The 22,890-nt window shown below is 62.4% G+C and carries 21 protein-coding genes; 12 read left to right on the forward strand and 9 right to left on the reverse strand.

Annotated features, from left to right (window positions below; genetic code table 11):
* Window positions 1–81: 81 nt before the first annotated feature.
* Genes hemA through AAGA11_03890 form a run of 4 tightly spaced genes read left to right on the forward strand, consistent with a single transcriptional unit; the run spans window position 82 to window position 4,825 of the window.
* Window positions 82–1,353, forward strand: coding sequence for a glutamyl-tRNA reductase (gene hemA / locus AAGA11_03875; GenBank protein ID MEM9601973.1), 1,272 nt, complete (start codon window positions 82–84; stop codon window positions 1,351–1,353).
* Window positions 1,337–2,422 carry a peptide chain release factor 1 gene (gene prfA / locus AAGA11_03880; GenBank protein ID MEM9601974.1) on the forward strand — a complete coding sequence of 362 codons (1,086 nt, stop codon included), beginning with the start codon at window positions 1,337–1,339 and terminating at the stop codon, window positions 2,420–2,422. Before hemA ends, prfA begins: the two co-directional genes overlap by 17 nt.
* On the forward strand, window positions 2,415–3,326 hold the full coding sequence (gene prmC, locus AAGA11_03885) for a peptide chain release factor N(5)-glutamine methyltransferase (GenBank protein ID MEM9601975.1): 912 nt from the start codon (window positions 2,415–2,417) through the stop codon (window positions 3,324–3,326). The genes prfA and prmC overlap by 8 nt, the downstream gene beginning before the upstream one ends.
* Window positions 3,323–4,825, forward strand: coding sequence for a Ppx/GppA phosphatase family protein (locus AAGA11_03890; GenBank protein ID MEM9601976.1), 1,503 nt, complete (start codon window positions 3,323–3,325; stop codon window positions 4,823–4,825). The genes prmC and AAGA11_03890 overlap by 4 nt, the downstream gene beginning before the upstream one ends.
* A gap of 20 nt (window positions 4,826–4,845) precedes the next feature.
* Here AAGA11_03890 and AAGA11_03895 read toward each other — a convergent pair whose 3' ends face one another.
* Window positions 4,846–5,430: an ACP phosphodiesterase gene (locus AAGA11_03895; GenBank protein ID MEM9601977.1), complete on the reverse strand. Its 585-nt coding sequence runs from the start codon at window positions 5,428–5,430 to the stop codon at window positions 4,846–4,848.
* A gap of 90 nt (window positions 5,431–5,520) precedes the next feature.
* Here AAGA11_03895 and AAGA11_03900 point away from each other — a divergent pair, with 90 nt between their 5' ends.
* Window positions 5,521–6,279 carry a HesA/MoeB/ThiF family protein gene (locus AAGA11_03900; GenBank protein MEM9601978.1) on the forward strand — a complete coding sequence of 253 codons (759 nt, stop codon included), beginning with the start codon at window positions 5,521–5,523 and terminating at the stop codon, window positions 6,277–6,279.
* Here the strand turns inward: AAGA11_03900 and AAGA11_03905 are convergent.
* From AAGA11_03905 to AAGA11_03925, 5 genes are all read right to left on the reverse strand, one after another.
* Window positions 6,261–7,109: an Hsp33 family molecular chaperone HslO gene (locus AAGA11_03905; GenBank protein ID MEM9601979.1), complete on the reverse strand. Its 849-nt coding sequence runs from the start codon at window positions 7,107–7,109 to the stop codon at window positions 6,261–6,263. The genes AAGA11_03900 and AAGA11_03905 overlap by 19 nt on opposite strands.
* Before the next feature lie 25 nt (window positions 7,110–7,134).
* Window positions 7,135–8,577 carry an Asp-tRNA(Asn)/Glu-tRNA(Gln) amidotransferase subunit GatB gene (gene gatB, locus AAGA11_03910; protein ID MEM9601980.1) on the reverse strand — a complete coding sequence of 481 codons (1,443 nt, stop codon included), beginning with the start codon at window positions 8,575–8,577 and terminating at the stop codon, window positions 7,135–7,137.
* A 9-nt stretch (window positions 8,578–8,586) separates the two neighbouring features.
* Window positions 8,587–10,044: an Asp-tRNA(Asn)/Glu-tRNA(Gln) amidotransferase subunit GatA gene (gene gatA, locus AAGA11_03915; GenBank protein ID MEM9601981.1), complete on the reverse strand. Its 1,458-nt coding sequence runs from the start codon at window positions 10,042–10,044 to the stop codon at window positions 8,587–8,589.
* A gap of 23 nt (window positions 10,045–10,067) precedes the next feature.
* Window positions 10,068–10,358: an Asp-tRNA(Asn)/Glu-tRNA(Gln) amidotransferase subunit GatC gene (gene gatC / locus AAGA11_03920; GenBank protein MEM9601982.1), complete on the reverse strand. Its 291-nt coding sequence runs from the start codon at window positions 10,356–10,358 to the stop codon at window positions 10,068–10,070.
* A gap of 79 nt (window positions 10,359–10,437) precedes the next feature.
* Window positions 10,438–11,157 carry a 1-acylglycerol-3-phosphate O-acyltransferase gene (locus AAGA11_03925; protein MEM9601983.1) on the reverse strand — a complete coding sequence of 240 codons (720 nt, stop codon included), beginning with the start codon at window positions 11,155–11,157 and terminating at the stop codon, window positions 10,438–10,440.
* 240 nt (window positions 11,158–11,397) lie between these two features.
* On the opposite strand from AAGA11_03925, the gene AAGA11_03930 reads away from it, so the two are divergent.
* Window positions 11,398–12,018, forward strand: coding sequence for a DsbA family protein (locus tag AAGA11_03930; GenBank protein ID MEM9601984.1), 621 nt, complete (start codon window positions 11,398–11,400; stop codon window positions 12,016–12,018).
* A 23-nt stretch (window positions 12,019–12,041) separates the two neighbouring features.
* Here AAGA11_03930 and AAGA11_03935 read toward each other — a convergent pair whose 3' ends face one another.
* Entirely contained in the window at window positions 12,042–12,251 is a 210-nt protein-coding gene (locus AAGA11_03935) for a hypothetical protein (protein MEM9601985.1), read from the reverse strand.
* A gap of 196 nt (window positions 12,252–12,447) precedes the next feature.
* On the opposite strand from AAGA11_03935, the gene AAGA11_03940 reads away from it, so the two are divergent.
* The 5 genes from AAGA11_03940 (at window position 12,448) to AAGA11_03960 (ending at window position 18,419) form a co-directional block, all read left to right on the forward strand.
* Window positions 12,448–13,143: a nitroreductase gene (locus AAGA11_03940; GenBank protein ID MEM9601986.1), complete on the forward strand. Its 696-nt coding sequence runs from the start codon at window positions 12,448–12,450 to the stop codon at window positions 13,141–13,143.
* Between the two features lie 194 nt (window positions 13,144–13,337).
* The gene (locus tag AAGA11_03945) at window positions 13,338–14,621 is read left to right on the forward strand and encodes a glycosyltransferase family 4 protein (GenBank protein ID MEM9601987.1); all 1,284 of its coding nucleotides are present in this window, start codon (window positions 13,338–13,340) and stop codon (window positions 14,619–14,621) included.
* The gene (locus AAGA11_03950) at window positions 14,618–15,733 is read left to right on the forward strand and encodes a glycosyltransferase (GenBank protein MEM9601988.1); all 1,116 of its coding nucleotides are present in this window, start codon (window positions 14,618–14,620) and stop codon (window positions 15,731–15,733) included. The genes AAGA11_03945 and AAGA11_03950 overlap by 4 nt, the downstream gene beginning before the upstream one ends.
* Before the next feature lie 485 nt (window positions 15,734–16,218).
* A complete protein-coding gene (locus AAGA11_03955; protein ID MEM9601989.1) occupies window positions 16,219–17,094 on the forward strand; it encodes a formate dehydrogenase accessory sulfurtransferase FdhD in 876 nt (291 codons plus the stop codon).
* Between the two features lie 392 nt (window positions 17,095–17,486).
* Entirely contained in the window at window positions 17,487–18,419 is a 933-nt protein-coding gene (locus tag AAGA11_03960) for a glycosyltransferase family 2 protein (GenBank protein ID MEM9601990.1), read from the forward strand.
* A gap of 55 nt (window positions 18,420–18,474) precedes the next feature.
* Here the strand turns inward: AAGA11_03960 and AAGA11_03965 are convergent, their stop codons facing one another.
* Together AAGA11_03965 and AAGA11_03970 are read right to left on the reverse strand one after the other, a co-directional pair.
* Window positions 18,475–19,467, reverse strand: coding sequence for a hypothetical protein (locus AAGA11_03965; GenBank protein ID MEM9601991.1), 993 nt, complete (start codon window positions 19,465–19,467; stop codon window positions 18,475–18,477).
* 8 nt (window positions 19,468–19,475) lie between these two features.
* Window positions 19,476–20,861, reverse strand: coding sequence for an MBOAT family protein (locus AAGA11_03970; protein MEM9601992.1), 1,386 nt, complete (start codon window positions 20,859–20,861; stop codon window positions 19,476–19,478).
* Between the two features lie 1,285 nt (window positions 20,862–22,146).
* On the opposite strand from AAGA11_03970, the gene AAGA11_03975 reads away from it, so the two are divergent.
* The coding region (locus tag AAGA11_03975) for a hypothetical protein (protein MEM9601993.1) at window positions 22,147–22,890 on the forward strand (744 nt) is incomplete at its 3' end.

The raw sequence follows: 22,890 nt of genomic DNA on the forward strand, positions 1-22,890 counted from the left end.
CACAGCAATTCCCGTGGCAACCCGGCCCGCAAACGCCTGATTCAGCCAGCGATTGCCGCCGGAAACGCGTAAAATACCGGCATGCCACTTGTCGCGCTCGGACTCAACCACCACACCGCCCCGGTCTCGGTGCGCGAGCGCGTGGCCGTGGAACCCGATGCGGTACCCGAACGCCTCCAGCGCCTTGCCGCGCTCGACACCGTGCGGGAGGTTGCGTTGGTCTCGACCTGCAACCGCACCGAAGTCTTCGCCAACCTAGAGATCGGGTCGGTCGAGCGGGTCGCCGAGCAGTGCTTTGCCACCACCCCATCGGAATTCGAGGCCGTCAGCCCCTACCTCGTGACCCTCAGCGAGCGCGCCGCCGTGCGCCACCTGTTGCGCGTCAGCAGCGGCCTGGACTCCATGATCCTCGGAGAACCCCAGATCCTCGGACAGGTCAAGTCCGCCTGGGTTCAAGCGCGCGATCAAGGAACGCTTGGCCAGTCACTGGGCCGCCTGTTCCAGCACGCCTTCGCCGTGGCAAAACGTGTGCGCAGCGACACGGACATCGGCGCCGGCGCAGTGTCAGTGGCCTATGCCGCAGTCCAGCTCACCGGTCGGCTGTTCGACCGGCTGGAGGACAAGACCGCGTTGCTGCTCGGCGCCGGTGAAACCAGCGAGCTGGTGCTCCAGCACCTGCAGGGACAGGGTGTGGGCCAGGTGCTGATCGCCAACCGCTCCCTCGCCCGGGCCGACACGCTCGCGCAGCGTTTCGGGGCCGAGGCCATCGCACTGGCAGACCTCGACACACACCTCCACCGTGCAGACATCGTGATCGCCTCGACGGCGTCGCCGCGCCCGGTATTCGGCAAGGGCACGGTGGAAACCGCACTCCGGCAACGCAAGCGTCGACCCATGCTGATGATCGACATCGCCGTGCCGCGCGACATCGAAGCCGAAGTGGGGCAACTCGACGACGTCTTCCTCTACACCGTCGACGACCTGGCGCACATCGTGGACGCAGGCCAGCAGACGCGGCGCGACGCTGCCGAACTCGGTGAGCACATCGTTGAACATGAAACCGATGCCTTCATGCGCTGGCTGGCCGAGCGCGGTGCGCTCGACTCGGTGCTGACACTCCGCGATCACGCACAGACCATCGAACAGCAGACGCTTGCCCGCGCCACGAGACGCTTGCGGGCCGGCGACGACCCGGAGGCGGTGTTGGCCCACCTCGCCCACGCGTTGACCCAACGCCTGCTGCACGTGCCCGTCTCCGAGTTGCGCAACGCTGCCAGAGAGGGCGACGCCACCTTGCTCGACGCTGCTGCGCGCCTGTTCAGACTTGATGACAACCATGACACCCGCGATTGAAGCCAAACTGCAGACCCTGATCGAGCGGCACGGCGAGGTTGCTGCCCTGCTCGGCGACCCCGATGTGCTGGCGGATCAGGACCAGTTCAGGAACCTCTCGCGCGAGTACGCACGGCTGGAACCGCTGGCCGCAGCCTACGGCGCGCTCGAGACAGCGCGGGACGACCTCGGTGCCGCACAGGAAATGGCTGCGGACACGGACAGCGAGATGCGCGAGCTCGGCCGCAGCGAACTCCAGGCCTGCGAGACGCGGATTACCGCCATGGAATCCGACATCCAGGTGTTGCTGCTGCCGCGCGATGAGCGTGACGACAACAATGTGTACGTCGAGGTGCGCGCGGGGACCGGTGGCGACGAAGCGGCCCTGTTCGCAGGAGACCTCTTGAAAATGTACGCGCGCTACGCCGAGCAACGCGGTTGGCGCACGGAAATGATCAGCGCCTCCGAGGGTGAGCACGGTGGGTTCAAGCAAGCGGTTATGCGCGTGATTGGCCAGGGTGCCTTCTCCCGGCTGAAATTCGAGTCGGGTGCACACCGCGTGCAACGCGTACCGCAAACCGAATCCCAGGGGCGTATCCACACCTCCGCAGCCACGGTGGCCATCCTGCCCGAAATCGAAGCGGTCGACGAAGTCGAGATCAACGCCAGTGACCTGCGCATTGACACCTACCGCGCCAGCGGCGCGGGTGGGCAACACGTGAACAAGACCGATTCGGCCATCCGCATCACCCACCTGCCCACCGGCATCGTTGTGGAATGCCAGGACGAGCGCTCACAACACAAGAACCGTGCGCGCGCCATGGCGTTGCTGCAGGCGCGTTTGCTCGACGACGAAGTGGCCCGACAGGAGGCCGAGCGCACCGAATCCCGCCGCTTGCAGGTCGGGTCCGGGGACCGTTCAGAGCGTATTCGGACCTACAACTTCCCGCAGGGCCGCGTCACCGACCACCGCGTCAATCTCACGTTGTACAAGCTCGAGGACATCATTACAGGCGCCCTCGACGAGGTCATCGACCCGCTGTTGGTGGAGCACCAGGCCGATCTCATGGCCGAACTTGCCAATGCATGAGCCCGGGGAAGACTCGGCACCACGGCCCCTGACGATCGGCGAGGCCCTGCGTGAGGGGGTTGCGCGCCTGCAGGCCGTTTCGGATTCACCCCGCGCCGACGCTGGGCTGCTGCTGATGCACTGCGCCGGCGTCGACCACGCCACCCTGATTGCGCACGACGAGCGGCCGCTCGATGCGGTGCAGCGCGCCCGCTTCTCACAACTGTGCGCGCGCCGCGCTCAAGGCGAGCCGGTGGCCTACCTCACCGGTGAGCGCGCGTTCTGGACGCTCTGCCTCGAAGTGGACGCGAACACGCTTATCCCGCGGCCGGACACCGAAACGCTGGTACACGCAGCGCTGGCGCGCCTGCCGGCAGACGGCAGGCCGCGGTGTCTGGACCTCGGCACCGGCAGCGGCGCGGTGGCCCTGGCGCTCGCGACGGAACGCCCGGACTGCGAGGTTTGGGCAACCGACATCGACGCCGGCGCACTGCAGGTCGCGCGCCGCAACGCCGACCGCGCCGGCGTGCCGTTGCGCGTGGTGTCCGGTGACTGGTTTGCCGCACTCGACACCGTAACGGACACCCGCTTTGATGTGATCACGAGCAACCCGCCCTATATCGCAGCCGACGACCCCCACCTGCACCGGGGCGACCTGCGATTCGAGCCACAGCACGCGCTCGTGGCCGGGCACGACGGCCTCGCTGCGTTGGCGTGTATCGTCGCCGACGCGCCCGCGTGGCTCGCGCCGGGGGGCTGGTTGCTCGTCGAGCACGGCTACGATCAGGCGGAAGCTGTCGCCGCGCTGTTCACGCGAGCCGGCTACGTCGAGGTGGCGACTGATCACGACCTCGGCGGCAACCCACGCGTGACCTTCGGCCGACACGACGTCCCCGCCGGAACACCGAGACCAGCGGCACCATGACGGCACCCGACACCCGCGATTTCGCCGCCGTCGACCTCGGATCGAACAGTTTTCATATGGTGATCGCGCGCGCTGACGGCGGCCAGCTGCGCGTACTCGACCGTCTGCGAGAACCTGTCTCGCTCGGCAGCGGCCTCGACAACGACAACCGACTGTCGGACGCGGCGCGCCAGCGCGCACTGACGTGCCTGGCGCGCTTTGCGCAGCGCTTGCGCGCGCTGCCGGACCGCAACGTGCGTGCAGTTGGCACAAAAACCCTGCGCCGGGCACGCGACGCGAGCCGCTTCATCGAGGAAGCCGAGGCGGTGCTCGGCCACCGGATCGACATCATCACGGGTCAGGAAGAGGCCCGACTGGTGTATCACGGCGTGCGTGCCAGTGGTGATATGCCAGGCCAGTCACCTCATCTCGTGATCGACATCGGCGGCGCGAGCACGGAGGTCGCGATTGGCTCGAGCGCACAGGCAGATATCACTGAGAGTATCAGTGCCGGCTGCGTGGTGGCCACCGATCGGCACTTTCCTGGCGGCCGGGTCACGGCGGAGAGCTGGCAACGTGCTCACAACGACGTGCTGATCGAACTGTTGCCGCTGCTCAGCGCCGTTCGAGACACGGCCTGGCAGACGGCGATCGGCAGTTCGGGGTCGATCAAGGCCCTTGCCGCACACGCGAAACGGCAGGGCCTCGGCAACGGCGAAACCCTCACGGCAACGGCGCTCGCAGGCGTGTGCAACAGCCTGCTCACCGCCGGCACAGTCGACTCGGCGGTGTTCGACGGCTTGTCAGACTCGCGTCGACGTGTATTCGCTGGCGGCGCCGTGGTGCTCAGCGCCCTGTTCTCGGCGCTGAAGATCTCGACGCTGCGCGTGTCGCAGGCGGCGCTGCGCGAGGGCGTGCTCTTCGAGCTCTTCGGCCGGAGTGACGCCGATGTGCAGCGGCAAACGGTGCTGGGTCTGCAACGGCGGTTCGGCATCGACACCGCACAGGCTGAGCGCGTCGGCGAGACCGTGGCCGCACTCATCGCTCGCGTAGAGCAAGCCTGGCACCTACCGGACCGCTTCCAGCGCGTGGCACAGCAGGCTGCGCTGCTACACGAAATCGGGTTGGCCGTCTCCCACAGCCAGTTTCACAAGCACGGCGAGATGCTACTGCGTCACGCCGACATGCCCGGCTTCAGCAACCGCCAGCAAGCCTGTATTGCAACCTTGGTACGTCTACAGCGTAAACGCTGCAGCCCGAAACTGGTGCCGCCACTGATCCATCGGGAGTCGGCCACGTTGCTGCGCGTGGCGGTGTTGCTGCGCATCAGCCTGATCCTGTGCCGTGACCGCCGCACGCCCGACCTCGGCCGCCTGACCGTGATCGCCCAGGGGCACAGCGTGACACTGCAGCCCGAACAGGCCTGGTTTGACGACCACCCACTCACGCGCGCCGAGTTGCAGCGCGAGGTCATCGCGTGCGCAGCGGCGGGCATCGAACTGGTGCTCGAACCGCTGTGATGGCGTAGGCCACGGCGTTTTCAACGCGGCTCGGCGGCCCCGCCCAGCGACGCGTGGTAGCCGCGGAGTTCGGGCCAGAAGGCCTGGAAATCCGAGTGCAGCCCGTCGCCAGCGCGGTCAACCGCCGCGTGAGCACCGCGCAGCGCCGGCAGACGGTGTGCCAGTCGGTCACACGCCTGTTGCACCCCGTCCGCGTCGCCGATACCGGCGAGGACACGGTGCTCCACCATCCGGTGTCTGGCGCGCTGCAAGCGCACCGGCAACTGCGCGTGCCAACGGGCCAGTGCCGCATGGACGTCTGACTCAAACGCGTCGATGGGCTGGGCACAGTGTTGAGACCAATCGCGGGCCAGCGCGTGCCCGTACGCCAGATCCACGAGCACGCTGGCAAACCGCCGCCAGGGGCCACCCAGGCGCGCGCGGCTCTTGGCCACCACCGGGTGACGGTCAGTGAAGCTGTCCAGCAAGCGGTGGTGTCGAATGCCGCGCGACAGCGCCGGTGCGTACGCCGACAAATCGCGACCGCGCACGAAATCGCCGGCAATCTGGCCAACGGTTTCGGCCTCGTCACCGAGCCCAGCGAAGGCGTGTGCGAGCAAATGCACGTGTGTCGGTCTCCGCCATACCGCCCGATCCGCGTCAGCCGGGCTGAGGCAACATAGTAGACTGCGGCACCCCGTGCGAGGCGATACTCCGTGGACGAAGCCGATTTCGAGCGCTACAGCCGACACATCAACCTGGCCCAGGTCGGATTCGACGGCCAGCTCGCCCTGTCCGAATCCCACGTGATTCTGGTCGGAGCCGGTGGGCTCGGCTGCCCTGCGGCGCTCTACCTCGCCAGCGCCGGTGTCGGCCGCCTGACACTGATCGACGACGACCGGGTTGAACTCTCGAACCTGCAGCGGCAGATCGCCCATCCGACCGAGCGCGTGTCCGAGTACAAGGCCCATTCGCTCGCCGAGGCGTGTCGCGCCATCAACCCCGCACTCACGGTCATCCCGGTCGTCGAACGGGCAGACACCGGGGAGCTGACGGCACGGGTGGCCGCCGCCACCGTGGTGCTGGACGCCACGGACAACCTCGAGACGCGTCACGCAATCAACCGCATCTGCGTCGAACAGGACACGGTGTTGGTCAGCGCCTCGGCCATCCGCTTCGAGGGCCAGATCGCCGTGCTGGCACCGCGGCGCGGTTCAGGCGGTTGCTACCGTTGCGTCTACCCCGAGACGCTGGGCGACGCCGAAAACTGCCAATCCGCGGGCGTGGTCGGGCCGCTCGTGGGCGTCCTTGGCAGCTACATGGCTCTCGCGGCGGTGAAACAGGTCGTGGGCATCGGCGCTGGCGACGTCGGCAGCCTGTGGCTGTTCGACGCCGAGGCCAACCACTGGCAGTGTCTGTCCATCGCCCAGCGCCCGGACTGCCCGGTGTGTGGCGCCTATTCCGACGTGTCCTGATCGGCAAACAAGGCCGCGACGTCATCGCCGTCAAAGCGGTACTGCTGGTGGCAGAATTCGCAATCGACCAGCACCTCGCCACCCTGCTCCTGCAACAACGCGGTCACGTCCTCGTGGCCGAGGCTGCGCACCATCGCCGCTGTGCGCTCGCGCGAGCACCCACAGCGAAAGAGCATGTCGCTGGGGTCGAACAGGCGCACGTCCTCCTCGTGGAACAGCCGGTTGACCAACACATCGGCGTCGATGGACAGCAACTCCTCCTCGAACAGCGTGGAAGCAAGTTGTTGCACGCGTTGCCAACCATCAGTGTCCTCGGAGGCGCCTGGCAGACGCTGCAACAACAGACCCCGACACCGCGTGGCATCCGCGCCAAGCCAGAATTGCGTGGCGAGCTGCTCCGACAGCGCAAAGTAGCCTGCGAGTGCGTCGCCGAGCGCGTCGGTGTCAAGCGCAACCACGCCCTGGTAGTCGTCGCCCCGGCGCTGGCTCAAGGTCAAAGCCACCTGCGCGCTGTCTCCGACCGCCTGCTTGAAATTCAAGCCCTCGCCGCCACCGAGCGTCCGCGCGGTGGCGCGGAGCGAGCCGTCGGCGTTGGCTTGCGCGACCAGCAGCTGCAGCGGCCCACCGCCCTTGACCTGCAACGACAACCGGCCGTCGAACTTGATCGTGGCCGTCAGCAGCGCCACGGCTGCCTGGGCTTGACCGAGCCACGGCAACACCCAGTCGGCGTAGTCGGCACGCGCCAGCGTTGACTGCCACACGTCGTCGAGGTCCACGTGCACACCGCGCACGTTCGCCGCCTCGATCAGAAAGGTCCGTCGTGTGCCCATCGACTGCAAAGCGCTCCTGATCGGCTCAATCGCGAGACAGCTTGTCGCGCAGCATCTGGTTGACTGTGCCGGGGTTGGCTTTGCCTTTGGACGCCTGCATGACCTTGCCAACCAGAAAACCCAACACCTTGTCCTTGCCCCCGCGGTACGCCTCGACCTGATCCGGGAACTGGTCGATAGCGTCGTCCACGAGCGTCTCGATAGCCCCGGTGTCGGTGATCTGCACCAGGCCTTTGGCTTCGATGACGGCATCGACCGAGCCGCCGTCCTCCCAGATCACGTCGACCACCTGTTTGGCTATCTTGCCGGAGATGGTGTTGTCCGCGATGCGACGCACCAGGGCGCCGAGTTCCACGGCGGTGACCGGACAGGCCGCGAGCGCCAGGTCGCTTTTGTCCAGACGCGCACGCAGGTCGTTCAACAACCAGTTGGCCACCGATTGCGCACCGTCGGTTCCGGCGGCAGCCACGGCAGCCTCGAAATAGTCGGCGAGGTCGCGTTCCAGGACCAGCAACGCCGCGTCGCCGTCGGTGACCCCGAGGGTGTCAACAAAGCGCTGCCGCCGCGGCTCTGGCAGCTCCGGCAGGCGCTCGGCAACGGCGTCGATGTCCGCCTGCGTCACCACCACCGGCAGCAGGTCCGGGTCGGGAAAGTAGCGGTAGTCGTTGGCTTCTTCCTTGGACCGCATCGAGCGTGTCTCGTCGAGGTCGGCGTCGTACAAGCGCGTCTCCTGCACCACCGCGCCACCGTCTTCAAGCGTCTCGATCTGACGCTGGACTTCGAGGTTGATGGCGCGCTCGAGGAAGCGGAAGGAGTTGACGTTCTTGATTTCGGTGCGCGTGCCCAGTGCCGACTCACCTGCGAGTCGCACCGACACGTTTGCATCGACGCGGAACGAGCCTTCCTGCATGTTGCCGTCGCAAATGCCGATGTACCGAACCAGCGCGTGCACGGTGCGCGCGTACGCCACGGCTTCGGACGCCGAGCGCATGTCGGGTTCGGACACGATCTCGAGCAACGGCGTGCCGGCCCGGTTCAGGTCGATACCCGAGAGGCCCTGAAAATCCTCGTGCAAGGATTTACCCGCGTCTTCCTCGAGGTGGGCGCGGGTCAGGCGGATGGCTTTTCGCGCGCCATCGTCCAGCGTCACGAGCACTTCGCCCGCACCGACGATCGGGTGGTCGAGCTGCGAGATCTGATAGCCTTTGGGCAGATCGGGGTAGAAGTAGTTTTTGCGGGCGAACACCGAGCGGCGACCGATCTCTGCCGACGTGGCGAGGCCGAACTTGATCGCACACTGCACGGCCTCACGGTTCAGCACCGGCAGCACACCCGGCATGCCGAGGTCCACCGCGCTGGCCTGGCGGTTGGCGTCGGCACCGAAATCGGTGCTGGCGCCCGAGAAGATCTTGCTCCGAGTGTCGAGCTGCGCGTGAATTTCCAGTCCGATCACGGTTTCCCAACGCATGGCGAACCCTCAGCGAAATGCCGCCGGGCGCTCGAGGTGCCAGGCTGTGCGTTGTTGGTAGTGGTGTGCCGTGGCCAGCAAGCGGGACTCGCTGAAGTGCGGGCCGAGCAGTTGTGCCCCCACAGGCAACCCGTCGACAAAACCGCAGGGCATGGCGAGCCCCGGCACACCCGCCAGGTTGGCCGAGAGTGTGTAGATGTCGTTGAGGTACATCGCCACCGGGTCATCCGACTTCTCACCCAGCCGAAAAGCCGTGCTCGGTGCAACCGGTCCGAGAATCAGGTCGCAGTGCGTCCAGGCCTCGCTGAAGTCGTTGGCGATCAGTCGCCGAACTTTCTGCGCCTTGACGTAGTAGGCGTCGAAATACCCGGCGGACAGCGCGTAGGTGCCCACCAGGATTCGCCGCTTGACCTCCTCGCCGAAGCCCTCGGCGCGCGAGCGCGTGTAGAGGTCGAGCAGGTCTTTCGGGTCGTCGCACCGGTGGCCATACCGCACGCCGTCAAAGCGTGACAGGTTGCTCGAGGCTTCGGCCGGTGCCACGACGTAGTACGCGGGCAGCGCCAAAGACAGGTGTGGCAACGACACCGACACACGGGTGGCGCCGAGGGCCTCGAGTTCGGTTGCGACCGCGACGACGCGGTCACCGATCGCCGGGTCCAACTCGACCGAGAAGTATTCCTCGGGCAAACCGATGCGCACACCCTCGAGCGGCTTGTCGCCCGTGGCGGCGAGCGCGGCCAGGTAGTCGTCGACCGGGCGGTCGATCGAGGTGGAATCGCGCGGGTCAAAACCGGCCATGTGCTGCAGAACGAGCGCGCAATCGGCGGCATCACGGGCCACCACCCCGCCCTGGTCCAGACTCGAGGCGAAGGCCACCATGCCGAAGCGCGACACGCGCCCGTAGGTCGGTTTGATGCCGGTCACACCGCAGAACGCGGCGGGCTGGCGAATCGACCCACCGGTGTCGGTTGCCGTCGCTGCCGGCACAAGCTGTGCGGCAACCGCAGCCGCAGAGCCCCCAGACGATCCGCCTGGCACCCGATCCGGGTCCCAGGGGTTGCGCACCGGGCCGAAAAAACTGTTCTCGTTCGACGAGCCCATCGCGAACTCGTCCATGTTGGCCTTGGCGAGGGTCACGGTGCCGGCGGTATCGAGCTTGGCAACCACCGTCGCATCGTAGGGCGGCGCAAAATCCGCCAGCATGCGCGAGCCACAGCTGGTGATCAGGTCACGGGTACAGAAGAGGTCTTTGTGGGCGACCGGCAGCCCGCAGAGCGGGCCGCCAGTCCCTGCTGCACGCGCAGCGTCTGCCGCCTCGGCCTGTGCCCGGGCGCGCTCGGGGCAACTGCGGACGAAACAGTTGAGCTCGGATTCGCGCGCGGCGATGCGCTCGAGCAATGCGTCGGTCAATTCCACGCTGCTGAAGTCTCCGGCCGCGAGTGCGTCGCGCATGCCGGTGAGTGTCATCGCGTGCGGTTCGTGCTGCACGCTCATTCGACCACCCTGGGGACGAGGTAGAGGCCGCGCTCGACCGCAGGCGCCTGCGCCTGGAACGCGTCCCGGCTATCGGGCTCGCTGACCGCGTCCTCGCGCAGCCGCTGCACTGCGTCGTCAAGCGGGTGCGCCATCGGCGCCAGGTCCGACGTGTCGACCGACGAAAGCGCCTCGGCGAGGTCCAACACACGCGACAGGCGGTCGGCGTAGGCGGGCACGTCGTCCGGGTCCACGGCGATGCGCGCGAGGTGCGCTATTGCGGCCACGTCATCGTTGGAAACGGCCATGGGGATGCGTCCAGAGGCGGAAAATCAACCAGCCAACATAGCACAACTGACTGCACCCCGGTGGGCGCAACCCCGCGCCCTACCCCGCGTCCGCCACCGCAGGTCGGTCGATGACGGCTTGCATGCGCCGGCGGCATTCCGCCATCAGGGACGGCACGTCGTTGGCTGACTTGTCGGCGGTCTCGATCGGTGGCAGCACCTCGATGCGAGCACAGCCGTTGCGCCAACGCCGCAACGAGAGATGCGTGAGGTAGGCACTGCAACACACCGGGACGATCGGCACACCGGTATCGACCGCGAGAGCAAACGCACCGTGCTTGAACGGCAGCATGTTGCGTCCGCGGTTGCGCGTGCCCTCGGGGAACACCCAGATGCTGGTCCGGTCCCGGGTCAACGCGTCGGCCGCACGGCCGAGCGTCTGCCGCGCACGCTGCCGGTCGGCACGGTCGATCAGGACGTTGCCCGCCAACCAGTAGAGTTGGCCAAACAACGGCACCCAGCGCAGGCTTTTCTTGCCGATGCTCACGGTGTTGGGCGGAACCACACTGCCCACCACCACGAGGTCCCAGTTGCTCTGGTGGTTGGCCACCACGACGCACGGTCGGTCACTCGGGAAATGCCCCGTGCCGACGTGACGTACGCGCAGGCCGATCAGCCAGAGCGCGGGCCAGGCGTACAGTTGCGCGCAGAGTCGGCTGTTAGAGGCCCGGAACGGGCGCAGCAGGCAGAGCAGGAGGCCGAGCACGGTGGCGCCAAGGAAGTGCACACCCAGCAGCGGTATGCGGTAGAGGAGGTGCATCGGTGTGCCGCGGCAGGGCGCCGCAGTCTATCGGGCGGCGCGGTTCGTGTCGAACACAGTGGCAGTGCGACCCTCCTGTCGACAGCGGTTACACTCACACCCCGACCGATACCGTAACAGCCGGGCCACACCCGTCAGCGCGGGCAGGACACCATCGCGGCAACCCGGGAAACGGGCACAGTTGGCGCGTTGAGTACGTCACCCGAATCACAACGGGCCCAGCCTTGTCAGAGGGTGAACATGCCAACACTTTTCCATTTTCACGATCCGATGTGCAGCTGGTGTTGGGCTTTCAAGCCGACGTGGGAGACCATCGCGGCAACCCTGCCCGCGTCAGTCAGTGTGCGGCGCGTGCTCGGCGGTCTGGCGCCCGACACCGACGCGGTCATGCCAGCGGCGATGCAGGAAACCATTGCAGGCTACTGGAGGCACATCGAGTCAGCCGTGCCAGGCACCCGCTTCAATCACGACTTCTGGCACACCAACACACCGAGGCGGGCAACCTACCCCGCGTGTCGGGCCGTCGCCGCGACCCGCATGCTGTCTCCCGAGTACGAGGAGGCGATGGTGACGCGCATACAGCACGCCTACTACCTGGAAGCTCGAAATCCGAGTGACGATGACACCCTCGTCGACCTGGCAGGTGAGCTTGCGCTCGACACGTCCGCCTTCGCCGCAGCCTTGCACGCCGACGAGACGCTGAGCGCCTTTTCAGAGGACTTGAACACCTGCGCCCGCTTTGGTGTGCAGGGCTTTCCGAGTCTGGTGTTGCGCACCACACAGGGCGCCTGGCGCATTCGGATCGACTACACAGACGCCAGCGTTTCGCTTGGCGACATCGCTCAGGCCCTCGCCAGCTGAGCAACAGCCCCCGCGCTGGCAGGTCAGAACAGCACCAACGCGATGCACCCGGAGGCGATCAGGCCAGCACTCCAGACAATCAACCACCACTGCTTGCCACGCCAGGCAATCCAGAGCAACAACAGACCGACAAAAACGCCCAAGCCGATGGTGTAGTAGATGATGCCTTCCTGCGCCTCCGCTGCGTTGGGCGGAAGCGGTTCGGCAACTTCATTCAGTCCAGTACGCGCCACGATCTGCACCCTGAAAAGGGTCAGTGTACCAGTCCTGATCCCGACGGAATCCGGTCACCCCGACACACCGTACGACGTCGGAAGCCCCAGACCGGCCTTGTACGCCACGCGCACGGCCGTCAACGCGCGAGCGTGAGCAGCCGACCCGACAGAGCGCGCGACTATACTGCGACCGAGACCACGCAGGTTCACCGACATGTCCTTCAGCTCTGGTCGCCACCCTGCAGCCGCGGTCACCGACGCGATCAACAGCCGCAGATCGGTGCGCGCATTCACATCAACACCCGTTTCTCCTGACGTGATCAAGCGAATTCTCCAGACCGCATCGCGCGCACCGAGTGGCACGAACATGCAGCCCTGGCATGTGTACGTTTTGCAAGGCGCGCAACTGGATCGCACGATCGCCGCCGTACAGGCCGATTTTGACAACGACGTGCCGTTCGACGCCGAGGAGAAATACTATCCGGACCGCTTTTTCGAGCCGTACACGTCACGCCGCAGGGCAGTCGGGCTTGGACTGTACAAATTGCTCGGCCTCACCAAAGACAACACCGCCGGCATGCGAGCGCAACACCGGCGGAACTATCAGTTTTTTGATGCGCCCGTGGGTCTGATCTGCACCATTGACCGCGCCCTCAACACCGGCAGCTGGTTGGACTACGGTATGTTCATACAGAACGTGCTGCTGCTCGCCAGAGAAGCGGGTTTGCACACGTGTCCGCAAGCGGCCTTTTGCGGCTACCACTTGGCGCTGCGGCGTACCCTGCCGATACCGCAGGACCAGGTCGTGGTGTGCGGTATCTCGCTGGGCTTTGCCGACCTGGCTGATCCGGCGAACGCACTCGTCACCGAGCGTGCCGAACCGGACGATTGGGTCACGTTCGTCCAGTGAGACCCGCGCAATCGACCGACCCGATGAACCGTGATGCACCCAACGGGCACCCTGGGGCAAATCGGGGCGACAGGCCGTGGCGTGAAGGCACGTGGCACAGAGCTTGACTGCACTGTCAGACCACGCCGATCGCGCGACCGCCCGTGACGCACCATACCCACATGCTCCGCCCTCGATGAGGCCACTGCAGGACAATGAGCGATAACAGCCGTTCGCCACACCCGGCAAAACTGGGCATCTTCATTTCGATGTTCCCCGAGTTGCACGAGACCTTCATCCTGCGCGAGCTGGTTGCATTGGAGCGGCGCGGCGTCGACTTCACGGTGTACTCGTTGCAGTTCCCACGCGACGCCATCACCCTGGAAGACGCGAAGCGGTTGAGCAACGAGCGAACCCGGTACGGACCCCTGATGTCGTTGACGTCCCTGGGCGCGTTCTGCACCACGCTGTTGCGCCACCCGGTTCGCGTCACCAGCGCGATCGCCAGGGTTGTCTGGCACGGCCGGGATCGCCCGATGGAGGTGCTGAAGTCGCTGGCCATCCTGCCGTTGACCCTTCAATTCGGACGCGACGCACGCGCGACCGGGGTCAGCCACCTCCACGGTCATTGGGCCAACGTGCCAACGACAGCGTGCTGGTACCTGCAGCAGATCCTCGGGTTCAGCTGGTCAGCTGCCATCCACGGCGAAGATATTTTTTCGCCCAATCGGTTCTTGCCCTACAAATTGGACCACGCCACATTCAGCGTGGTGTGCAGCGGGTATTTTTGCGAACACCTCCAGCAGCGTATCGGGCTGACACGGCCGGATGAAGTGCACCTCAACTACCACGGTCTCGACCCGCAGGTCATGGCACTGAGCACCGAGACCGCGTTTGCGTCTCGCGCTGCGTCGGAGCCCTTTCGTCTGATCTCGATTGGTCGGCTGGTGCCCACCAAAGGACATGACACCGTCCTGCGTGCCCTGGCACACGTCCAACGCGGGACGTCGGTTGACATCCAGCTGGACCTCATTGGATCTGGTCCGGACGAGGCCGAGCTGAAGGCACTGGCCGAGACGCTGGGCATCGCAGACAGTGTCCGCTTCACAGGCGGCCTGGCGTTCGAGGAGGTGCTGGCGCATTTGGTGCGCGCGCACGCCTTTGTCCTCGCACCACGCATGATTCCCGGACGCCCACCCGATGGCATTCCGAACGTCATTGCCGAGGCGATGATCTTGCGATTGCCCGTGGTCACGACACGCGTCAGCGCCATACCTGAGCTCGTTGAGGACGGTGTCAGCGGCTGCCTCGTTGAAGTGGATGACGACACCGCCTTCGCCGAGGCGATCATCGACCTGATCGAGAACCCCGAGCGGGCGAGGGCCGTCAGCGACGCCGCCCACGCCAAGGTCTCGAAGCTGTTCGATCAGCAGCACAACATCGACGAGCTTCTCGATCTGTTCCAGCAGTACGGCGCATTGCCGGCTCGGCAGGCATGACACGGTCGCCAGCCCGCCCGGTTGTGGCTTTTGTCATCGAGGCACTGACAGTGGGCGGTGCAGAGCAGATGCTGGTTGCGATGGCAAACCGCTTCGCCTCACGCGGCTGGACAGTGCATCTGATCTGCCTGACGACTGCCGGCGAACTCGCGCCACGGCTGGACGATCGTGTGCACTTCGAGGTCATCGGCAAGCGCCCCGGATTCGATTGGCGACTCGCGCTGCGCCTCAGGCGCAGACTGACTGCAATCGATCCCGTCGCAATCAACAGCCACTTGTGGACGGCAAACCTGTGGACGCGGGTTGCCCTGCCGTTCAGCCGTCACCGCATCGTTGTCACCGAGCACAGTCGCGACACGTGGAAGCCCCGACACTACCGCGTCATCGACCGGGTACTCGCGCGCTGGACCCACCGGCTTGTCGCGGTCTCGCACGACACCCGCGACTTCTACGTCAACGAGATCGGCATTCCGGCCGCACTGACCACGGTGATCAACAACGGCATCGACACCGCACAGTTCGCGGGTGGCACGGCAACGGCATTTCGCGCCGAATGGGCGCCGAACGGCGAGCTGTTGATCGGCACCGTCGGTCGACTGGTGCCAGCGAAGAACCACGCACGTCTGATCGAGGCCACGGCTTTGCTCGACGTCACGATCGACGACTTCAAGGTCCTCATTGTCGGCGACGGCCCATTGCGATCAGAAATCGAGAACGCCGTTCAGGCGCACGGTGTGGCCCATCGCGTCCACCTGCTGGGCGCACGCCGAGATATCGCGGATGTGCTGTCGGCACTCGACATCTTCGTGCTCTCTTCTGACCGAGAAGGGCACCCGCTCACCGCACTCGAGGCCCAAGCGGCAGGCACACCGGTTGTCCTGACGGACGCCGGCGGCTCTCAGGACGCCATCGCCTCCGACGGGACAGACACCGGCGGTTTGTTGGTGGAGAGGTCGGCGGCCGCGTTGGCGGAATGCATCGCATCACTCGCACGCGACACCGCCGAGCGTGAGCAGATGGCTGCCGTCGCGAAGCGGGTTGCTTCGACGGCGTTCGATCTCGATGCCATGGTGGCGCGTTACGAGTCGTGTTTTTCGACGGCAGCCGGTTGACGATCACAGCCGCCGCGAATATCACCAGAGTGCATACCGGAAACTGAACCTGAACGGTTCCGACCACGCCATCCCGGACAACGCTGCACGTAGGTCGGACTCGATGTCAACATACCGAGGGCCACGTTGCACAGCGGCCTCGACATTCGACTGTGTTGTCAGCTAGCCAAACCGCTTATCGACCGACATCGACACGTCGCTGCCACCTTAAACCGCCTTGCCGCGTGCCACGCCGGCGCATGTACTCACTGCCTCGGCCGATTGTCGTGGCGGCGCCGGGTAGCGTCGCCTGTGATCGGCGAGCCAGCCATGTTGGGCCCTACCCCAAGCGTACCGGGACACGACAGGTGCCACCTGGGTGCGCGCCGCTACCACCGCAACCCTCGGTTGGCCGCGACGGCACCAGACAGGACGCCACCACACCGATGACTTGCGGCATCGCACAGTCTTTGCCACAGTCAGGGTGCTCAACTGCGGCCGTTACCATGTCCCAACACCCCCTGCGACCGACGCTCTCCGACGCAGGCCGTGATCCCACCCACGCGGTCAGTGTGGTCAACGAATTCGGTGAGACGCGGCAGGCTGCCATTCCCGGCGAGTTGCCGCTGACAGTGCACCTCGAGGACCAGGAGATCGTGACCCTGATGACCCTCGGCACACGCCCCGAGGAGCTCGCGCTCGGCTACGTGCGCAACCAACGGCTGATCGACTCGATCGAGGACATTCGCGAGGTCACGGTCGACTGGTCCAAGAACAGCGTCACCATCGAGACACGCGCCAACCGCACACTCAAGGACTGGCGCGAGAAGCTGTTCAAACGCATCGTCACGAGCGGCTGCGGCCAGGGCACCATCTTCGCGTCAACGCTCGAGGAGCTTGACAACACCCGGCTGCCGACCCCGGCTCTGAAACAGTCCGCGCTGTACGGGCTGATCCGCACCATCTCAAGCCACAACGCGGTCTACCGCGTTGCGGGCGCGGTGCACGGGTGCGCGCTGTGCCGGGGCGAGGAGATGCTGATTCACGTCGAGGACGTGGGCCGGCACAACGCGGCAGACGCGATCTCGGGCCACATGTGGCTCGAGGGGCTCAGCGGCGAAGACAAGATCTTCTACACCACCGGTCGGCTGACCAGCGAGATGGTGATGAAGGCCGCGTTCATGGGCATCCCCGTGCTGCTCTCGCGCTCCGGCCTCACACAGATGGGACTGGATCTCGCGCGCCAGGTCGGCATGACGCTGATCGCGCGCGCCAAGGGCCGCCATTTCAACGTGTACCACGGCGCCGAGCACATCAGCTTCGACGCCAAACCGGCTGTGCGGCGGCGGCCTGCGCCCACCAAGGGTGAACGCGACCTGTGAGGGAAAGTCACCTTTTGCCGTCAAAGTGCCGAGGCAGTTTCCACTTGCGTCGTTTTGCTGGATCGCGTTTGACGCTCACTTACGCCAGCAAATATGCGGCGATGTAGATCGACGGCTAGGAGTCGTGCGTATCTTCCCACAGGGCACATCGGTTAAGGAGGCGGTGCAACCTTCACGGTCTCCTTCCGAACCGCCTCCACGTGGTTCCCTATCTCCGACAGGATTGAGTGGGTGTCCGCCACTTCCTATACAGCGTGCTAAGCTCGAACGTTTCAGTGGGATTCAAGATCGCTTCACCCAAAGCGCACTTCAGTCAGCGTGCTGTTCTCACGTCACTGGGCACCCTTCGACCCTGGTTGAGGGCGCCGCTCTAAATCTCTTTGGAGACATGTGTGGATCTCGATTTTTCCGTCGTCATTCCGCTCTACAACAAAGCACCCTATATCGCAACAGCGGTTCAGTCAGCCTTGGATCAAGTGGGTGTTTCTATTGAGATCATCGTAGTTGATGACGGCTCTACTGATGACGGTGCCGACGTTGTCAACAGTATGGCGGATCCGAGAATTCGCGTAATCCGGCAGCCAAATGGCGGCGTATCGTCTGCGAGAAATAATGGCAGTAAGCAAGCAAGTGCGCCCTACATTGCGTTTCTCGACGCAGACGATTCTTGGCACAAACAGCACTTGGTCACTCTCAAACACCTCACCGATCAACGAACTCAATGCGGTATTTTCGGCTCTGGCTACCTCGAATACAACGACCTTTCCGAAATCAGTGACGCTCTTGCCAGCACTGTGGACGTAGAAAGCTCACGCATTGAACCTGTCAGTTTGCCGCTACTGTCACACGGAATCTGCAATGGACGGTCGCCATTTTGGACCTCCGCGTTGGCGGTCAAGAAAAGCGCGTTTGTTGAAACAGGCGGTTTCGATGAAGCCTTTAGCCACGGTGAAGACGTCGCTGTGTGGCTGGCAATCACTGCCGCGCATGGAGGCGTCGCAAGCGATGCAAAAACCGCATATTACTACCGCGGTGACGCCTCCAGTTTGACGCAACGTCTGGTGCGTGCAGACGGCACCATGGACTTGGTTAACCGGCTGCTAAAGGATTCCAAATGGTCCACTGCGGAGCGCAATGCTATGCAGTCCATCAGTGACCATTTTGCGATTTCACACGCATCCAGCGCATTGCGAACACACAACAACAAAACAGCGTGCCGAACATTTCTGTCTGGCGTTTACAAGCGAAACAAGCGGTGGTGGCTGCTTGCGATCGCATCTGTGTTGCCGAAGCCCTTGTTGACTGCGTTGGCAAAGCTCAGGTGAGACGCAGCTGGCGTAATCAGAGGGCGCTACCGGGATACACCTGACAACTGTTTCGCTAGTTACAACCCAGTGTGGTTTGGCCACTTTCAACCCGATCACACCTTTCACTGAGAGTCTGAATTATCCAAGGACCGAGCAGCTCCTTGGAAAACCGACTCGCCCCAACTGAATTCAAGTGGTTCACATTGATCCATTCACTGTAGTCGAACGGGAACCGTCCCGCATCGTTAAACGAAGCGAACCCTACAGCTAGACCATCTGAGACTATAGAGTCAATTTCTTTCAACACAGCCTCACGACCGATTGTCAAATCGGAAAAGCCAGGTGTGTTAGGAGGTTCAAACAGGACAACCTTGATACCACGCTCCCGAGCAAACTGCAACAGGTCTCGCAACATTGCCAGTTTAAAACCTGCAACATTGGAGGCCGGCAATCTTGGGGGGCCAAATAAACGATCTGTCAAAGCCAAGTGCCCATTTATGAATTCGGGCACTCGCGCAGCACCGGTGACGACATACTTCAATATCAACTCAATTGCGCCACGGTGACGATAGGCGCCTATTCTGTTCAGCAGCTCGAACTTCCAATCAATGGGATTAACGCCGAGCTTCTTAAATTCGCTCACTACTAATTTTCTGTCATCAGAATCAAGCCCAAAGTAAACGTTAGGTGAGAGGCCGTTGTCCAGTCCGTCTATATTAACATACACACCAACTGCGACTAGTGACGGCGGTTCATTGTATTTTAAATAGTGCCTCAGAGCGGACTTCATAGACAGGAAGTTGGCACCAGGAGACGCCAGATTGAATCCACTCCAATCAGAACCTTCCAGTGCCGCAACCGGATTCACGCCCTGAGACGTCGTTGAGTCACCGAGAACGACCAAATCAAATGAACGGTCTCGCATCTGAAAAGCCGACTTAATATTCGGGTAACTTGGATCAAGGTGGTTAGATGCGCGCTCAAGAACAACCCCAGCCAAAAAAACCATAATCACGCTACAGCACAGTGCAGCCATGAATCGCCACAAAGGTGAGGTAAAATTCATCTGCCTACTCAAAATACAAAGTAAATGAACTGAGAGCTACTTGCCCCGAACAAAACGACAGAGGTTACAGCTGACGACAAGAGTATCACCCAGGACCAGCTTGCCAATGCCACAAACCTGAAAAGCGTAAAGAACGTCGAAACGAGCAAAAGTAAACCTAGTTGCCAGACTATCTGAAATGGAGCCTGAGAACTGCCTGGCGATAGAGACACTATCCCATAGAGAATCGCCAGAGCATCCTCTAGCGTCGCCGCTCGGAAAAACACCCATGTGACGCACACCCCGTGGAAGACAAGGACAACCTTGAGCGCCTTGACGAACTGATGGCTGACTTCGGATTTATATTTTCTCGGACTCAGATGATTTCCACACCAGCGTTCTATCGCGAGCCAACTGCCATGAAGTGCACCCCATATAATAAAATTGTATGAAGCTCCATGCCAGAGACCGCCAAGCAGCATCGTAATCAGCAGGTTACGATACGTTTTTACTACACCATTGCGATTGCCGCCGAGCGGAATGTAGAGATAATCTTTCAGCCAGCTAGACAGTGATATGTGCCAGCGCCGCCAAAACTCGGTGATACTTTTGCTGATGTAAGGTACGTTGAAATTTTCGTTTAATCGGTACCCAAATATGCGAGCAACGCCGATAGCGATATCGCTGTACCCACTGAAATCACAGAATATCTGGACAGCAAATGCATAGGTCGCCAGTAGCAGCGCACCAGACGAGTATGCAGTCGGGTTTGCGTATACCGGATCGACCAGAACAGCAATGTTATCAGCTATCACAACTTTTTTTAGAAGACCGCACACTATCCGGTTGAAACCCCAAACTAAATCATCGTGATTGAATCTCTTCGCGACTTTGAGCTGTGGAAGAAATTCTGATGCCCGGACGATAGGTCCAGCAACCAGTTGAGGGAAGAATGCAACGTACAGCAGGACAGAGATCGGATTCTGCTCTGCCTCGATCTTTCGACGATAGACGTCTATCAGATAGCTCACAGATTGAAACGTGTAAAACGATATTCCAAGCGGCAGTGCTATCGACAGTTCGAATGAATAGCCGGAGCCCATGTCCGACAACACTTCGACAAAAAAATTGAAATATTTGAATACAGCGAGTATGCCCAGATTTAGGGCGACACCAGCAGAGACATAGAGCTTTCTTCGTCTTTCGTCCGAATTCGAAGATATACGCAGCCCAAGCCAGGCGACCGAAAACGTAGATATAAATACCAACAGAAGGTGTGGCGCACTCCAGTATGCGTAAAAAAACAAGCTGGAGAAAAGCAAGATGACGATTTTTAACCGTTGACTGGACGTAATACTGTAAAGAGAAAATACGACGACCAGAAAAACAGCAAAGTCGATGGAATTAAAAAGCACCAGTGATTCTCATTTTTGGCTATTTTTGGTCTTAACCAGTTCACAGAGTCAAACACGTCTTCAGCATCTGACTGCCGAACGAATCGAGACCAATCTGCAGACTCGAATATCTTAGTTAATCAGACACATCATGGACAAAAGAAGTACGAGAAAAACCGCTCTTCTCACCTGACTAGCGATACAGCCGCGTGCCACAACCGTGTCGATGCTGTTCAATTCCGGCTAGGCCACTGAGCACACCTTGCGGCGTCTTTCGGATGTCACAACCCAACACACTGGGAGATCATAGGGCCGAACACCGCAACCGCACTGAATTGTGCAGTGGCGTTTTTCAGCTCTCGAATCACGGTGTCACTACGCGCTTCTTGGCTCACGCGCCGCGTTGAGCCGCAATCACCCACATACAGACCTGCGCGGTGCAAGTGATGTGCCGCAGAGTACGGGTTCTACCCCGATATCACGGACGGTTTTGAGACGCGCGAAAACGCCTCGTCGTTGGCAGCGACACGTCGCTGCATCCTCGGGTTGCGGAAGCGCAATGTAGACGAACAAAATGTCACGCGAAGAGCCGGACTGGGTTGACGCGCGATTGGTTGAGCGCGCCGCGGAAAGCATTACACGCTGGAAAGGCGAGCCCTTGCTGTTTGCCAGTTCTGGCTCCTTCGTTTGCGAATAGCCACGCGTTCACGTTCGCCTCGGACCCGCCCAGCACGCCAAGGCTCAACCCGTCCAGCAAGCGCCTTTTCTCCTGTGCCATCGCCTGATTCCATCGCAAGAACAGGCAGATAAGCAGGGGCGTTGAGTGACCACGCCGCCGTATACAGGCGATCTCAAGCCTGTCGCACAGCGATTCACACCCACATTGGTGCAGGCCTTCTGGCTACCGCGTGGACGGTACCCTGTCGGTCAAACCGTAACTGCGTGCAGCATACGAACAGGTGTCTGTCCACTTGTCCCCGCGCGTTCAGGCGTTTGCGGTGCATCCGCCTGAACGTGGTGCCTGTCGAGTTCGGGGCGTACCTTAGAACGGCGCCACAGATCTAAAGATCTATCGGATCGATCCGCTAACACCGCATAACTGGCAAGAGTTGCCGGTGCGGCACACAGCTGCCAACACCACAATAAAAACAGCGCTGTTATTGACAGGAGTCGTCGACGAAAGCGCGTAAATTGAGGCGATCCAATGGCAAGGCGATCGATCCTGGCCGGCTCCAGCCCGTCTGTGTTCCAGGGGAACTGCAGGCAAACGGCACTGGTGTATTCCCCCCCAACCCGAGCAACAGCCGTGCTGCTGTTCTGTGCGACAACGCTTGTGGGTTGCCTCGACGGTGGCTTGGTTTCTGGCTCGGGCGCGCAATCGAGCGTGTCGAACCGAGTCAGCGAACAGCGGAATTCGAACAGCGGTGGGTCAGGCACTCAAGGGCAAAGCGCTACGACCACGTCGACGCGCGCACCGAACACCGGTGCACTGATAGCACCTCCTACGTTGGTGGCCTGCACCCCCAATTTCCAAACCATTGCGTACGAGCACAGCATCTGGCCGCAATCTGACTTTGGTTTGCCCACCGCTGTGGGCGCTAGCAAAGTGTGGAGCCATCCCGGTGGCGGAAACTACGACGTCAAAGTCACCAAGGTTGCCAATGCGTCTTCTGCCGCCTCTATGGGTGCCACACACTACCTTCACCGCATCCCGGAATATTCTCAGCACGATGCATTCTCCGCGGACGGCAGCTATCTGGTGTCACATGGCATCGTGTCCAGGGCGCTCTACAGCGGCATAACGTATCAAAACCTGCGTGTGGTGCAGAACAGTGGCGCTGTGTTGGGAGACTGGCAATGGCATCCGACAAACGACGCATTCGCATTCTATTTTGATCGCGACAATGAACGCGTGTACCGATACAACGCAAACGACGACACGCACACTGTGCTATTCGACTTCCTGGCCACTCCGGTTAACGTAGATGGTCAGATTTTCAACAACCTGGGTACAACAAACAGTAACGACTACGCCATGGGTGGGCAGGGA

The sequence above is a fragment of the Pseudomonadota bacterium genome, from assembly GCA_039196715.1.
Classification (GTDB): domain Bacteria; phylum Pseudomonadota; class Gammaproteobacteria; order CALCKW01; family CALCKW01; genus CALCKW01.

Bases quoted from the DNA above. Each gene is read 5' to 3' on its own strand.
- hemA (MEM9601973.1), top strand. From the start codon at position 82: ATGCCACTTGTCGCGCTCGGACTCAACCACCACACCGCCCCGGTCTCG.
- prfA (MEM9601974.1), top strand. From the start codon at position 1,337: ATGACACCCGCGATTGAAGCCAAACTGCAGACCCTGATCGAGCGGCAC.
- prmC (MEM9601975.1), top strand. From the start codon at position 2,415: ATGCATGAGCCCGGGGAAGACTCGGCACCACGGCCCCTGACGATCGGC.
- AAGA11_03890 (MEM9601976.1), top strand. From the start codon at position 3,323: ATGACGGCACCCGACACCCGCGATTTCGCCGCCGTCGACCTCGGATCG.
- AAGA11_03905 (MEM9601979.1), bottom strand. From the start codon at position 7,109: ATGGGCACACGACGGACCTTTCTGATCGAGGCGGCGAACGTGCGCGGT.
- gatB (MEM9601980.1), bottom strand. From the start codon at position 8,577: ATGCGTTGGGAAACCGTGATCGGACTGGAAATTCACGCGCAGCTCGAC.
- gatA (MEM9601981.1), bottom strand. From the start codon at position 10,044: ATGACACTCACCGGCATGCGCGACGCACTCGCGGCCGGAGACTTCAGC.
- gatC (MEM9601982.1), bottom strand. From the start codon at position 10,358: ATGGCCGTTTCCAACGATGACGTGGCCGCAATAGCGCACCTCGCGCGC.
- AAGA11_03925 (MEM9601983.1), bottom strand. From the start codon at position 11,157: ATGCACCTCCTCTACCGCATACCGCTGCTGGGTGTGCACTTCCTTGGC.
- AAGA11_03930 (MEM9601984.1), top strand. From the start codon at position 11,398: ATGCCAACACTTTTCCATTTTCACGATCCGATGTGCAGCTGGTGTTGG.
- AAGA11_03940 (MEM9601986.1), top strand. From the start codon at position 12,448: ATGTCCTTCAGCTCTGGTCGCCACCCTGCAGCCGCGGTCACCGACGCG.
- AAGA11_03945 (MEM9601987.1), top strand. From the start codon at position 13,338: ATGAGCGATAACAGCCGTTCGCCACACCCGGCAAAACTGGGCATCTTC.
- AAGA11_03950 (MEM9601988.1), top strand. From the start codon at position 14,618: ATGACACGGTCGCCAGCCCGCCCGGTTGTGGCTTTTGTCATCGAGGCA.
- AAGA11_03955 (MEM9601989.1), top strand. From the start codon at position 16,219: ATGTCCCAACACCCCCTGCGACCGACGCTCTCCGACGCAGGCCGTGAT.
- AAGA11_03965 (MEM9601991.1), bottom strand. From the start codon at position 19,467: ATGAATTTTACCTCACCTTTGTGGCGATTCATGGCTGCACTGTGCTGT.